5 protein-coding genes are annotated in these 13,788 nt (G+C 74.8%); all 5 read left to right on the forward strand.

From position 1 onward, the window contains the following. Window positions 1-25 precede the first annotated feature (25 nt). From HS048_RS23470 to HS048_RS23490, 5 genes are read left to right on the forward strand one after another with little or no spacing between them, the layout of a single operon-like run. On the forward strand, window positions 26-4,030 hold the full coding sequence (locus HS048_RS23470; RefSeq protein WP_196468691.1) for a non-ribosomal peptide synthetase: 4,005 nt from the start codon (window positions 26-28) through the stop codon (window positions 4,028-4,030). Continuing rightward, window positions 4,027-10,479 carry a type I polyketide synthase gene (locus tag HS048_RS23475; protein ID WP_196468692.1) on the forward strand — a complete coding sequence of 2,151 codons (6,453 nt, stop codon included), beginning with the start codon at window positions 4,027-4,029 and terminating at the stop codon, window positions 10,477-10,479. The genes HS048_RS23470 and HS048_RS23475 overlap by 4 nt, the downstream gene beginning before the upstream one ends. Window positions 10,480-10,487: 8 nt before the next feature. Further along, window positions 10,488-12,053: an ABC transporter substrate-binding protein gene (locus HS048_RS23480; protein ID WP_230881854.1), complete on the forward strand. Its 1,566-nt coding sequence runs from the start codon at window positions 10,488-10,490 to the stop codon at window positions 12,051-12,053. Next, window positions 12,043-13,005, forward strand: coding sequence for an ABC transporter permease (locus tag HS048_RS23485; protein ID WP_196468693.1), 963 nt, complete (start codon window positions 12,043-12,045; stop codon window positions 13,003-13,005). Before HS048_RS23480 ends, HS048_RS23485 begins: the two co-directional genes overlap by 11 nt. Then, complete coding sequence (locus tag HS048_RS23490) at window positions 13,002-13,778, forward strand: ABC transporter permease subunit (RefSeq protein ID WP_068897437.1); 777 nt, start codon at window positions 13,002-13,004, stop codon at window positions 13,776-13,778. The genes HS048_RS23485 and HS048_RS23490 overlap by 4 nt, the downstream gene beginning before the upstream one ends. The last annotated feature ends 10 nt before the right edge of the window (window positions 13,779-13,788 follow it).

A 13,788-nucleotide genomic window follows, 5' to 3' on the forward strand; every position in this document is an offset into this window, starting at 1 on the left:
TTTCGTACTCGGGAAGGACTCAGCGTTGGGTGAAAGCCAGCCCGTACCCGTCGACGACGTGCTCGCCTGCCTGGCCGACGTGCTGGAACGCAGGCCGGAGGAGATCGACCCGGACACCGACCTCATCGCCCTCGGCCTGGACTCCTTCACGGCCGTACGGCTGCGCCGCCGGCTCCGCGAGGACGTCGGACTGGACCTCCCGCTGACCGCGTTCCTCGACTCGGCCACCGCGCGCACCGTCGCGGCCGGGACGGTCCCGGACGGCGGCGCGTTCCCCCTCACCCCCATCCAGGCCGCCTACCTGGTGGGCCGCGACCCGGCCTTCCCGCTCGGCGGTGTGGCCACCTTCTTCTACCAGGAGTTCGACCGGACCCCCGACGGCGACCCCGAGGTCGACCTGGCCGGTCTCACCGCCGCCTGGAACCGGCTGGTGCGCAGGCACCCGATGCTGCGCATGGTCATCGGACCCGACGCTCAGCAGCGTGTGCTCGCCGAGGCGCCCGACTACACCATCGCCGTGACCGACCTGCGGCTCGCCGCACCGGAGGCGGTGGAGGAGGCGCTGGGTGCGCTGCGGGCCGAGTGCTCGCACCAGCTGCGGCCCACCGACCGGTGGCCGCTGTTCGACCTGCGGGCCGCGCTGCTGCCGGACGGGCGCACCCGGCTGTTCATCGGTGTCGACGTGCTCGCTCTGGACCTGATGAGCTGGATGCGGTTGATGCGCGAATGGGGCGCCCTCGTCGCCGACCCCGGCCTGAATCTGCCCGCTCCGCCGCTGACCTTCGCCGATCTCGTCCGGCGCCGCCTCGACGACCCGGCGCAGCAGCACCGCCGGGAGACGGCCGCCGCGTACTGGGAGCGCCGCGCGCCCGCACTGCCCGACGGCCCCAGGCTGCCCTGGACCCGCGGACCGGCGGAGCTGGGCGTGCCGCACTTCACCCGGCACGAAGCCGACATCGACGCCGAGCAGTGGGCACAGCTGCGCAAGCAGGCCGCCTCCCACGGCCTGAGTCCCACCGGCCTGCTGCTGGCCGCGTTCGGCCTGGTGCTCCAGCGATGGGGCGGCCACGACTCCTTCTGCCTGAACACCACGCTCTTCGACCGCGACGACTTCGCGGTCGGCGACGACACCCCGGGGCTCGACACCGTCGTCGGCGACTTCACCAGCACCGTGCTGGTGGAGATCCCGGTCGCCGACCCCGGCGGCTGGTACGGCTTCGCGAGCTACGCCGCCGCGGTCAACCGCCGGTTCTGGGCGGACATGGACCACCGCGCGGTCTCGGGCATGGAGGCACTGCGCGCCGCCACCGAATCAGGGCAGCGCGCCCGAACCGTCGATGCGGCCACCGGCCTGCCCGTCCCGGTGCATCCCGTCGTCTTCACCAGCGGGATCGGACTCGCGGGCGAAGGCGAGGCCCCCACCGCCTGGCTCGGCACGGAGGTGTTCGGCGTCTCCCAGACGCCGCAGGTCCTGCTCGACCACATCGTCCGCGAGGAGGGCGGCGGGCTCCGGATCGCCTGGGACGCGGTGGACGGTGCGCTTCCCGACGGCTTCGTGGACGGGATGCTCACCGCCCACGCCCGGCTGCTGCGGTTGCTCGCCACCGAACCCGGGGCGTGGACCGACCCCACACTGGGCTGGGACCCGTCCTTCCGCCGGGACGAGAGCCTGCCGGGTGGCGCGTTCGACGGCGCGGGCCCGCTGCTGGACGACCCGCTGCGGGCCTCCGCCGTACGGGCCCCCGCCGCACCGGCGCTGATCGACGCGACGACCCGGGTGGACGCCGGCTCCCTCGCCGAGCGCACCGCACGCACCGGCCGCGCGCTCGCCGGAGCCGGTATCGGACCCGGCGACCTGGTGGCCGTGGTGGCAGACAAGGGGAACGCGCAGGTCACCGCGCTTCTCGGGGTGCTCGCCAGCGGCGCCGGATACGTGCCCGTCGAGCCGTCCTGGCCTCAGGCACGCGTCACCGCCCTGTGCCGGCAGGCGGGCATACGGCACGCGCTCGCCGCCGCCGGCACCGACACCTCCGTCTGGCCGCAGGAGGTGACCGTGCACCGGCTGGACGCCGACGGCACCCTCACTCTCCCCGCGGAGGCCGAACCGCGCCGCCCCGCACCGGACGACCTCGCCTACGTGATCTTCACGTCGGGCTCCACCGGCAAGCCCAAGGGCGTGGCGATCGAGCATCGCGCCGCCCGCACCACCCTCGACGACCTCGCCCACCGGTTCCCGCTGTCCTGCGACGACCGGGTGCTCGCCCTGTCGGCCTTCAGCTTCGACCTGTCGGTGTACGACATCTTCTCGGTGCTCGGCGAGGGAGGCGCCGTCGTCCTGCCCGACGCCCACCGCCAGCGCGACCCCGGACACTGGCTGGAGCTGATGGCCCGCCACCGGGTCACGGTGTGGAACACCGCGCCGGCGCTGCTGGAGATGCTGGTCGAATACGCCGAGCTGGAACCGGAGACGGTCCGGCGCGCACTGTCGACGTTGCGCCTGGTGTTCCTGTCCGCCGACTGGATCCCGGTCACCCTGCCCGACCGCCTGCGCGCCCTGGCCCCCCACGCCGAGGTGGTGAGCCTCGGCGGCGCGACCGAGGCCTCCATCTGGTCCATCTGCCACCCCATCGGCGAGGTGGACCCGGCCTGGCCGAGCATTCCGTACGGCCGGGCACTGCGCGGCCAGTCCTTCCAGATACTCGACCCGCAGGGGCGACCATGCCCGGTCGGCGTCCCCGGAGAGCTGCACATCGGCGGCGACGGCCTGGCCCGCGGGTACGTGGGCGACCCCGTGCAGACCGCGGAGCGGTTCATCACCCATCCGGTGCTCAGGCGCAGGCTCTACCGGACCGGAGACCTCGGCCGGTGGCGGCACGACGGGACGATCGAGTTCCTCGGCCGGCTGGACCGTCAGGTCAAGATCCGCGGCCACCGCATCGAACTCGGCGAGATCGAGTCCACGCTGGACCGGCTGCCGGCGGTACGGCAGGCCGTGGCGCGCGCGGTGTCCGGGCCCGACGACCGGCCCCGGCTGGTGTGCTACTACGTGCCCGCCGATCCGGGCTTCCCGCCGACGGACGACACACTGATCGAGGCGCTGCGGGCGAACCTGCCGTCGTTCATGGTGCCGAACCGGTTCCTGGTGATGGACGCGTTCCCGATCACCGCCAACGGCAAGATCGACTATGCGGCGCTGCCCAATCCGTACCGGCGCACGACCGAGCCCGCCCCGGACACCCTGCAGATCCCGCAGACGAGCCCGGCTCCGCCGGTTCCCGCGCACGGTGTCTCCACGCCCACCGCCTCCGATCCGGGACTCATCGGCCTGCTCGACGCCCCCGGGCTGGAGGTCCGCCTGACCGTGTCCCGCGGGACGCTGCCGGTGAGCGATTCACTGACGGCCGCGGGAGACTGGGCGCGGCGGGTCAAGGAGGCGCTGGCCTGGCACGGCCTCACCGTGACCGAGCGCCTTCCCGCCGACGGCCTGATCGAGCTCGCCGTGGCGGCCGAAACGACCGGTGGCTCCAGCGGGGGGATGGGCGGCGCCGTGCCCGCGCACGACGCTCCCGTATCCGATACCTCTCCCCGTCCCCCCGCACACCGAGCGGTCGCCGTGCCCGCGCCCGCACCGGAGGCCGAGGCGGGACCGGACCCGCAGGTGGAACGCGCCGTGGCCCGGGTGTTCAGCGAACTTCTCAACGCCCCGGTGGACGTGACGACCCCCTTCTTCCGGCTCGGCGCCTCGTCGCTGACCGTCGTGCTCGCGCACCGCAGACTCCGCGCCGAACTGGAGGCCGATCTCACCGTGGTGGACCTGTTCGCCCGCCCCACCGTCCGCGAGCTCGCCACGTTCATCACGACCCTCCGGGAAGGCGGGACGCAGGAGCAGGCCGCCGCGGACACGGCCTCCGCCTCTGCGGCGAACGCGGACCCCGCCTCCGACACGGCTCCCGCGCCGCCCGGCGGGTCCCCCGGCCGGGCCGCATCCCGCAGAGCGGCCCGGGCCCGAGCCACGGAGCTCGCACGATGAGCCCGCGGAGCCCGCAGATTCCGCTGAACCCGGTGCAGCCGGGCCAGGAGGCCGCAGAACCGATCGCGGTCGTCGGCCTGGCCTGCCGATTCCCCGGCGCGGCCGACGCCGACGCCTACTGGCGACTGCTGCGTGACGGCCGCGAAGGCCTGACCAGGTTCACCGACGGGGAGCTGATCGACCGGGGCGTGCCCGCCGGACTGCGCGGCCACCCCCACTTCGTTCCCGTCGGGGGCCTGATCGAGGGCCAGGCCGACTTCGATCCGGCACCCTTCGGATTCACCGATGCCGAGGCCGCCCTGCTCGACCCGCAGCACCGGCTGTTCCTGGAGTGCGCCTGGCACGCCCTGGAACACGCCGGGCACGGGGGCGGCCGCGACGCCGGCTCGGTCGGCGTGTTCGCCGGCGCGGCCCAGAGCGCCTACCTGGCCAGCAACCTCACCGGGCGCTGGGACCCGACCGGCGGCGGCGCCGACCCGCTCGGCAGCTTCCAGACCGCGATGGCCACCCAGGCCGACTACCTGCCGCTGCAGACCGCCTACCGGCTCGATCTCACCGGGCCCGCGGTCGCGGTGGCCTCGACCTGCTCGACCTCGCTCGTCGCCGTGCACCTGGCCGCCCAGTCCCTGCTCGCAGGGGAATGCGACACGGCCCTGGCCGGCGGCGTCTCGCTGATCGTGCCGCAGGGCCGCGGCTACCTCCACGTGCCCGACGGCATGTTCTCCGCCGACGGCGCGGTCCGCCCGTTCAGCGAGCGGGGCACCGGGATCGTCTACACGCAGGGCGCCGGCGTGGTGGCGCTGCGCCGCCTGTCGGACGCCCTGGCCGACCGCGACCCGATCCTGGCCCTCCTGCACGGCTCGGCGGTGAACAACGACGGCGCCGACAAGGCCGGGTTCACCGCGCCCTCGGTCGGCGGTCAGGTCAAAGTGCTGGCCGAGGCGCTGGCCGTCGCCGGCCTCACCCCGCGCGAGATCGGCCTGATCGAGGCGCACGGCACGGCGACCAGGCTCGGGGATCCCATCGAGGTGACCGCGTTGCGGCGGGCGTTCGGCCAGAGCGGTCCCGCCTGGTGCGGCCTGGGCTCGGTGAAGGGCAACATCGGTCACGCCAACACCGCGGCGGGCATCGCCTCGTTCATCAAGGCGGTGCTGGCCGTACACCACCGGGTGCTGCCCGCCTCCCTGCACGCCCGCCCGCTCAACCCCCACCTCGGCCTGGCGGACTCGCCGTTCGAGGTGATCACGGAGACGCGGGGGTGGGACACGCCGCCCTACGCCGGTGTCAGCTCCTTCGGCATCGGCGGCACCAACTGCCACGCCGTCCTCGGCCCCGCACCCGACCTCCCGCAGAGCTCCGCCGACGCACGTCCGCAGCTCCTGGTCGTCTCGGCCGCCACCCCGCAGGCCGCGTCCGCGGGCGCCGCCGCCGTCGCGGGCGCCGAGACCCCGGGCCAGGCCGCCGACCTCGCCTACACCCTGGCCGCCGGGCGGGCCGGGCTGCCCTACCGCATCGCCGCCGTGGGATCGGAACGGCTGGCCCGCGCCGTCCCGGTCCAGGCGCTGGTGCCCGCACCGCGAGTCGTGCTGGCCTTCCCCGGGGCGGGCAGCCCTTACCCGGGAATGGGCGGCGGCCTCTACCGCGACGAGCCGGTGTTCACCGCGGCCTTCGACGAGTGCGCCGACCTCCTGCGCCCCCTGCTCGGCGCCGATGTGCGCGACGTCCTCGACCCGGGCCTGGCCCCGGAGCGGGTGCGTGACGCGGCCTTCGGGCTGCCCGCGCTGTTCGCCGTCTCCTTCGCGCTGTCACGGCTGCTCACCTCCTGGGGCGTGCAGCCGCAGGCACTGGTCGGGCACAGCCTCGGCGAGTGCACCGCCGCCGCCGTGAGCGGGGCGTTGCCACTGCCGGAGGCCGCCCGGCTGGTCGCGGCGCGCTGCACCGCCGCCGCCCGCGCCGCCGGCGGCGGAGCCATGCTCGCCGTCCCCCTGGACGAGGAGGCGGTGCTGGAGCTGCTGCGCCGTCATCCCGACGTCGATCTCGCGGCGGTGAACGCCCCCGGGGCCTGCGTGGTGTCGGGACCGGCGGCGGCCGTCCGGGCGTTCGCCGCCGGCCTGCGCGGCGGGGGCGTGCCGTTGCACGTGGACGCGGCGATGCACTCGCGGCTGATGGAAGGCGAGCTGCCCGCCCTGCGCTCCGCGCTGGCGGGCATGACCGGCGGCGTGCCGCGGCTCGCCGTCTTCAGCACGGTCACCGGCGGCCCGATCGGCGCCGAACTGGCCGACCCGGAGCACTGGGTGCGGCAGTTGCGCAGCCCGGTGCGCTACTCCGACGCGCTGCGCGCCGCGCTCGGCGAGGATCCCGCGCTGCTCGTCGAGGCGGGGCCGGGCACGACGCTGTCCACGCTGGCCAGGAAGCACACCTTCCCCGGACTCCGGGCCACGGTGACCGCTCTGGCCGCCGGCGAGCCCGAATCGGTCACCGTACGGCAGGCGCTCGGCGTGTTGTGGTCGCACGGTGTGCCGGTGGACCCGGCGGTACCCGCCGGTGCGGGACGGCGGCGGGTGGCGGCACCCGGCTACGCCTTCCAGAGGCGGCGGCTGTGGATCGAGCCGCAGGAACCGGCCGCGCTGAGCGCAGACACCGGCGTCGGCGCCGACCAGCCGCTGCAGCTTCCCGTCTGGCGGCAGGTACCGCCCCTTGAACCCGGTCACGTGCCCGCCGGCCGCTGGCTCGTGGCGGGAAGGGGTGAACTGCCGGACGCGATCCGCACGGCCCTGGCCGCAGGCGACCGGGAGGAGGCACCGCTCGCCGGACTGGTGATCGTCGCCGCCGAACCGGACGGCACGGACCGCTCCCCCGACGCGGATCTCGTCGGCGCGGTCGTCGACGGGCTGCTGGAGTTCGGCGCCCACGCCGCCGCGCTGGCCGGGAGCACCGCACCCGCCGTGCTCCTGGTGACCCGCCGCGGCGAGCGGGTGGGCGGCGACCCGGCTCCCGACCCGCGGCAGGCCGCGCTCCGGACCCTGCCGCGCGTGCTCGGCCAGGAACACCCCGGCCTGCGGTGGGCCACCGTCGACCTCGGTGCGCCCGGTGCTCCCGCCGCGGAGGCGTCCTCGGTGCTGCGCGAACTCACCGCGCTCACCGCCGGGGACGGCGCCGGAGCGGAGTCCGTTCTGCGCGGCGGGACGCGGTGGCAGCGCCGGCTGGTCTCCTGGCGGCCCACGGAGAACGGTCTCGGGGCCGGCAGCGAGCCGGTGACCGGCACCGTGCTGATCACCGGTGGACTCGGCGCGGTCGGGCGGTTGTTCGCCGAGCACCTCGCCGAGCGCGGTCACCGGGTCGTCGTCACCTCGCGGACCGGCGCCAGAACCGGCGCCGCGCTCACGCAGGCGGGCGTGCAGGTCCGCCGCTGCGACGCCACCGACCCCGGCGCCACCACCGAGCTGCTGCGGGAGCTGTCGCAGGACGGGCCCGTGGAACTCGTCGTGCACGCGGCCGGCGTCGTGGCGGGCGCCGAACTCGACCCGGTGCGCGCGCTCGATCCCGAGCGGACCGCCGGCCAGGTACGGGCCAAGCTGGGCGGTGCGCTGGCGCTCCGCACGGCGATCGAGGCGCTTGCCGAGGATCGCCGTCCGCGCACCGTGGTGCTGATGTCGTCGGTGACCACCCTGGTGGGCGGGATCGGAATGGGTGCCTACGCCGCCGCCAACGCCGCGATGGACGCCTTCGCCGCTTCGGCCGTCTCGGGTACGCCCGATACGTGGTGCAGCGCGGTCTGGGACGGCTGGCGCGTCGGCGAGGAGGCGGTGGTACTCGCCGAAGCCCTGGACGCCGCCACCGGCACCCGCGCACTGGACCGGCTGCTGGAGGCGGGCGCCCGCGGGGTCCTGCCGCCCGCCGTGGCCGTCGCGGCGACCGACCTGAACCCGCGGATCACCGCCAGCGGACAGCCGAGGAAACCCGTCACCGGTGAGGGCGCCGAGCCCGCGAGCGCGGTGGAGGAGGCGGTCGCCGGACTGTGGTCCGACCTGTTCGGCGCCGAGGTCGGCGCCTCGGACGCCGACTTCTTCGCCCTCGGCGGGCACTCGCTGCTGGCGGTGCGCATGCTCGGCGCGTTGCGCGACCGGTACGGCGTGCAGCTGGGACTGCGGGATCTGCTGGACGCTCCGACCGTCGCGGCGCTGGCCAAGCTCGTGGAGGCGAGGAGCGGTTCCGCGGCGGCGCACACCGGACCGGACGCGCCCACGCCGTACCGGCCGGCCGCGGGGCCCGACGGTGACGGCACCTTCGCCATGACCCGCGTGCAGCACGCCTACTGGGTCGGCCGGGGCGGCGGCTACCAGTGGGGTGAGGTGCCCTGCCACTTCTACCTGGAGTACGACTGCCCCGGCCTCGACCTGGCCCGCTACGAGGACGCCTGGAACAACGTGCTCGCCCGCCATCCGATGCTCCGCGCGGTGACCACCCCCGAAGGGCGCTTCCGCGTCCTCGACGACCTGCCCCGCTACCGGATCAGAGCGCACGACCTGACAGAGGCGCCCGAAGAGCGCCGGACCGCCAAACTGGCCGCGCTGCGCGAACGCCTCTCCACCCAGCCCGGCCCACCGGACCGCTGGCCGCTGGTGCAGATCCAGGCCGCCCGGCTGCCGGACGAGAAGGTGCGGTTGTTCATCGGCGTGGACGTGCTCGTCTGCGACGCGGCGAGCTGGTGGATCGTCGAGGCCGAGCTGCGCGCCCTCTACCAGGACCCGCACGCGCAGCTGCCGCCGATCGACGTGCACCCCGCCGAATGCGCCCACGCGATGGACAGCCGGACGGACGGCACCGCAGCGCAGTACTGGCGCGCCCGGCTGCCCGTCCTGCCCGGGCCGCCCGCGCTGCCGACCGATGGACAGCCGCAAGGCCGGCCACGGTTCGTCCGCCGTTCCGCGCGGCTGAGCCGCACGGAATGGGCGGGCCTGCGAGAGCTGGCCGCCGAGCACCGGGTCACGCCGACGGCGGTACTGCTGACCGTCTACGCCGACGCGCTGACCCGATGGTCGGGATCGGCCGGCTTCAGCCTGACGCTCACCCTGTTCGACCGGCCGCCCATCCACCCCCACGTCAACCGGGTGGTCGGGGACTTCACCTCGCTGGTGCTCCACGAGGTTCCCGCGGCTCCGGCCGCGGGTTTCGCCGAACGGGTCGCGGCCACGCAGGCCCGGCTGTTCGAGGAGCTGGACCACCGCGGGTTCTCCGCCCTGGACGTGCTCGCCGAGCAGGGCGCCCGCACCGGCGAGGTGCGGTCGGTACCGGTGGTGTTCACCAGTGCCCTGGGCATGGACGGCCTGCTGGAGGAGCCCGGGGCACTGGAATGGGCGGGCGAGCAGGTGTACGCGCTCTCGCAGACCCCGCAGACGTGGCTCGACCACCAGGTGCTGGAACACGACGGCGAACTGCGCCTGCAGTGGGACGCGCTGGAAGGCGTGCTCCCCGCGGACGAACTCGAAACGGCGATCGCCGACCACGTGGCCCAGGTGCGCGAGCTGGCCACCGACCCCCGCGCGTGGACCGGTGAGCACGTGCAGCCGGCGGTCCAGGACGTCCTGCTCCCGCTGCGGACGGATCCGGCGCCCGCGGCCCGCCCCACCCTGTTCCTCGCCCACCCCTCAGGGGGCGACGTGCTGTGCTACGTGGAGCTGTCCAAGCTCATCGACCCGCGTGTGGACGTCGTGGCGGTGGCCGATCCCGAGCTGTCCGGAGACGGGTCCGCAGGCCCTGAGACGATCTCCGCCATCGCCGGGCGCTACGTCCAGGCCATCAGGACCACCGGCCGCGGGCCGTGGCTGCTGGGCGGCTGGTCCATGGGCGGCTCGGTCGCCCAGGAGATGGCCAGGCAGCTGCATCAGGACGGTGAGCAGGTCTCGCTCCTGGTGATGCTCGACTCCAACGATCCCGCCCTCATCCGGGCGGTGCCCGGGCGGCACGCCGACGAGGTCGAGCTGGCCGTGGCGCTGCGGCACGTGCACGCGCTGGAAGCCTTCCTCGGCATCGACCTGGACGCCGGTGACGCACTCGCCGCCCTGCCGCGGGACCAGCGCCTGGCCGCCATCGAGGACCGGCTGCGCGCGCACCGGCTCCTGGGACGGGGTGAAGGCCTGAGGGCACGCCTGCGCGTGTTCGCCAGGCACCTGCGGGCACTGGCCGCGCACACCCCCGCCCAGGGGACCGACCCGGCGATGCGCACCCTGCTCGTCCGCGCGGACAAGCCCTCCCCGCGTAACTCGGGGATCGGGATGGGCGTCGACGACACCCCGCCAGGCCAGGCGGACCTCGGCTGGGGCCGGTACCTCGCCGGGCCCGTTCAGGTCGTCGGCGTCGGCGCGCACCACTACAGCCTGCTGCATCCGCCCGTCCTGCAGCAGATCGCCCAACTGATCAACAACGAGCTCGACCGAGTGCTTCCTTGAGAAAGGTCATGATGTTCCTCCGACTCTCCCGCCGGATCACTGCGGCGGTCGCGGCCGCGACGCTGCTGACCGGTTGCTCCTCCGGCGGTGCGGACACGGCCGCATCCCCGTCCGCCGCGTCCGGCACGGCACCGGACACCACGTCGCACGCCGCGTCGGACACGGTCCGCTACGCCGCCCCCGGCTCCCCGTCCAACGCCACAGGCGACCCGCACGGCCTGCTGCCGGGAGAGAGCGACCTGGTGCGGATGGCCCTCACCTACGACGTGCTGACCCTGCCCGGGCCCGACGGGCGTACGCTGCCCAGGCTCGCGACCGCCTGGGAACCCGACAAGTCCCTCACCCGCTGGAAGATCACGATCCGTGGTGACGCGACGTTCTCCGACGGCCGGGCCGTCAAGGCGGCGGACGCGCTGTTCTCCCTGCGGAGGATGAGCGAGAAGGCCGCGGAGAACTTCGGCCGGATGGAGATGTTCGACCTGGACGCCTCCAAGGTGCTCGGCGACACCGTCTTCGAACTGGTCACCAAGAAGCCCTACGCCGAGGTCGGCAAGGCCCTGGAGGGCGCGACCTTCGTCGTTCCCGAAGGCAGCACCGACTTCACCCGGCCCGTCCCCGGTTCCGGGCCGTTCCGTCCCGCCGGCGGCGACGCGCAGGCGGCGACGTTCGAGCGCAACGACGACTGGTGGGGGCCGAAGCCGCCGAGCCGCCGCATCGAGGTCCGGGCGGTCCCCGACCCCCAGGCGCGGGGTGAGGCGCTGCTGTCCGGCCAGGTGGACCTGGCCGCGGCGGTGCCGGCCGCGCTGGTGAAGCAGCACACCGAAAACCCCTCGGTGAAGCTGGTCCGCAGGCCCGGAGCGACCCTCTACCCGCTGGTCATGCGGACCGACAGCAAGCCCTTCGACGACCGGCGCGTCCGCGAGGCGGTACGGCTGACGCTCGACCGCGAGCAGCTGCTGCAGGTCGCCTTCCTCGGGTTCGGCGAGGTGGGCAACGACCTGCTCACCCCCAAGGACCCCACCAGCCCCGCCGGGCTGCCGCAGCGCACCCGCGACGTCGAGCGCGCCAGGAAGCTGATGGCCGAGGCGGGCTACGCCGACGGCGTCGACCTCACCCTCCACAGCACCACCGCCTACCCGGGTATGGACTCCGCGGCGACGCTGATCGCTCAGCAGCTGGCGGAGATCGGCATCCGGGCGAAGGTGAAACTCGCCCCCGCCGACACCTACTTCTCGACGGTGTGGGGCAAGGAACCGTTCTACCTCGGTTATCTGGGCGGCATCCCCTTCCTCGACGTGGTCCGCGTCGCGCTGAAGCCGGGCTCTGCGACCAACGAGACGGCCTGGGAGGACAAGACCTGGCACGCCGGCCTGGAGGCGGCCCTGGCCGAAGCGGACGAGGCCGAGCGCCGTACCCGGCTCGGTGAGCTGCAGGCCCGGCTGCGCGACGAGGGCGGATACGCCGTGTGGGCGCTCAGCGACAGGCTCGACCTGGCCAAGCCCGGCCTGACCGGGGTACCCGAGGGGATCGGCTTTTCCGCGGGCTTCATCGACCAGGTGGCTCTTGGCGGCTGACCCGGCGCGGCTCAGCGGCGTCCCCCGGCTGATCGCACGGGCCGGGGCGCTGCTGACCTGCGCCTCCATCGTGATCTTCCTGCTCACCGAGGCTCTGCCGGGGGACTCCGCCGTCGTGCTGAGCGGCGGCCGGGCCACGGACGAGCAGCTGGCGCAGTTGCGTGCCGCCGCCGGACTGGACCGGCCGCTCACCGAACGGTACGCGAGCTGGCTCGCCGGGATGCTGTCCGGCGAGCCGGGGCACTCGCTCCTCACCGGCCGGTCGGTCGCCGAGCTGATCGGCCGGCGGATCCCGGTGACCCTCATGCTGGCCGCGGCCGCGCTGGCCCTCGCCGTACCGCTCATGGCGCTTCTCGCCTGGTCGGCGGTGCGCGGGCCGCGACCACTGCGCCCGGTGATCACCGGGCTCGTCGTGGCCGGAGCGGCGCTGCCCCAGGTCGCGCTGGCGGCACTGCTGGTGGCGGTGCTCTCCGCGGCGTGGAAGCTCGTGCCGCCCGTCTCGCTGCTCCCCGTCGGCGAGCCCGCATGGAGCCGTCCCGACCTGCTGGTGCTGCCGGTGCTGACCCTCGCGCTGCCCGCCGCCGCCTACGGCGCCGCCCTGCTGCGCGGCGCGATCGCCGACGCCGTCTCCCGGCCCTTCGTGCGGGACGCCGAACTGCGGGGGATGTCGGCGGCCGCCGTCGCGCTGCGGTACGCGCTTCCCGCCGTCGCACCCGCCGCCGCCCGGCTGCTCGCCGTGGTCGGGGGCGGGCTGGTCGCCGGGACGGCGGTGGTGGAGACGCTCTTCGGCCTGGCCGGACTGGGGGAACTGCTGGTCTCGGCGATCGGCGGCCGGGACCTGCCCGTGGTGCAGGCGGTGGCCATGCTCGCGACGGCCGTGGTCGGAGCCGGTCTGACGGCCGCCGACACCGTCGCCTGGGCCGTGGACCCCCGAGGCGGAGCGGCCCGGTGAGAGCTCTCCGCGCGGTCGCGGCCGCCGCCGGCTGCGTGCTGCTGATCGCCCTGGGCGGAGAGGCACTGGCCGGCCAGGACCCGATCCGCACCGTCGCCATGCCGTGGGCGGCTCCGGGACCGGACCTGCCGCTGGGCGCCGACGCGCTGGGCCGCGACGTCCTGGCCAGAGTGCTGGCCGGCGGCCGCGAGCTGACCCTGGTCGCCCTGGCCGCGGCGGCCGCCGCCTGCGCCCTGGGAGTGGCGGGCGGGCTGTGGGCGGGGTGGAGCCGGAGCCGTGCCGTCCGCGTGCTCGCCGCCCTGTCGGATCTCCTGCTGGTGCTCCCCCTGCTGCTGGTGGCGATGCTGGCGGTGGTGGTGCTGCCCGGCCCGCCCGCGGTCATCGCCGGGACGGTGCTCGGCGGAACTCCGCTGACCTTGCGGGTGGTGGCCGACGCCACCGCCCAGACCCGGCACGCCGGCTACGTCGAAGTCGCGTTGTCCAGAGGTGAACGCGGCCTGTCCGTGCTGTGCCGGGAGGTGCTCCCCGCGCACGCCGGACTGATCGGCGCCGATCTCGGCCAGCGGATGGTGCTCGCCGTGCAGCTGACCGCCGCGCTGAACGTCCTCGGCTTCGGGTCTCCTCCACCGGCCCCCGACTGGGCGGCGATGCTCCGGGAGAACCTGCCGGGCATCGGCCTCAACCCGGCCGCGCTGCTCGCCCCCGCCGTGGCGCTGGCCCTGCTGGCCGGTACCGTGGCAGGGCTCTCCCACGTCCTGGCGGGACGCTCATGAGCGGGCCGGC

Origin of the sequence: Planomonospora sp. ID91781, assembly GCF_015711595.1 — a bacterium.
GTDB classification, from domain to species: Bacteria; Actinomycetota; Actinomycetes; order Streptosporangiales; family Streptosporangiaceae; genus Planomonospora; species Planomonospora parontospora.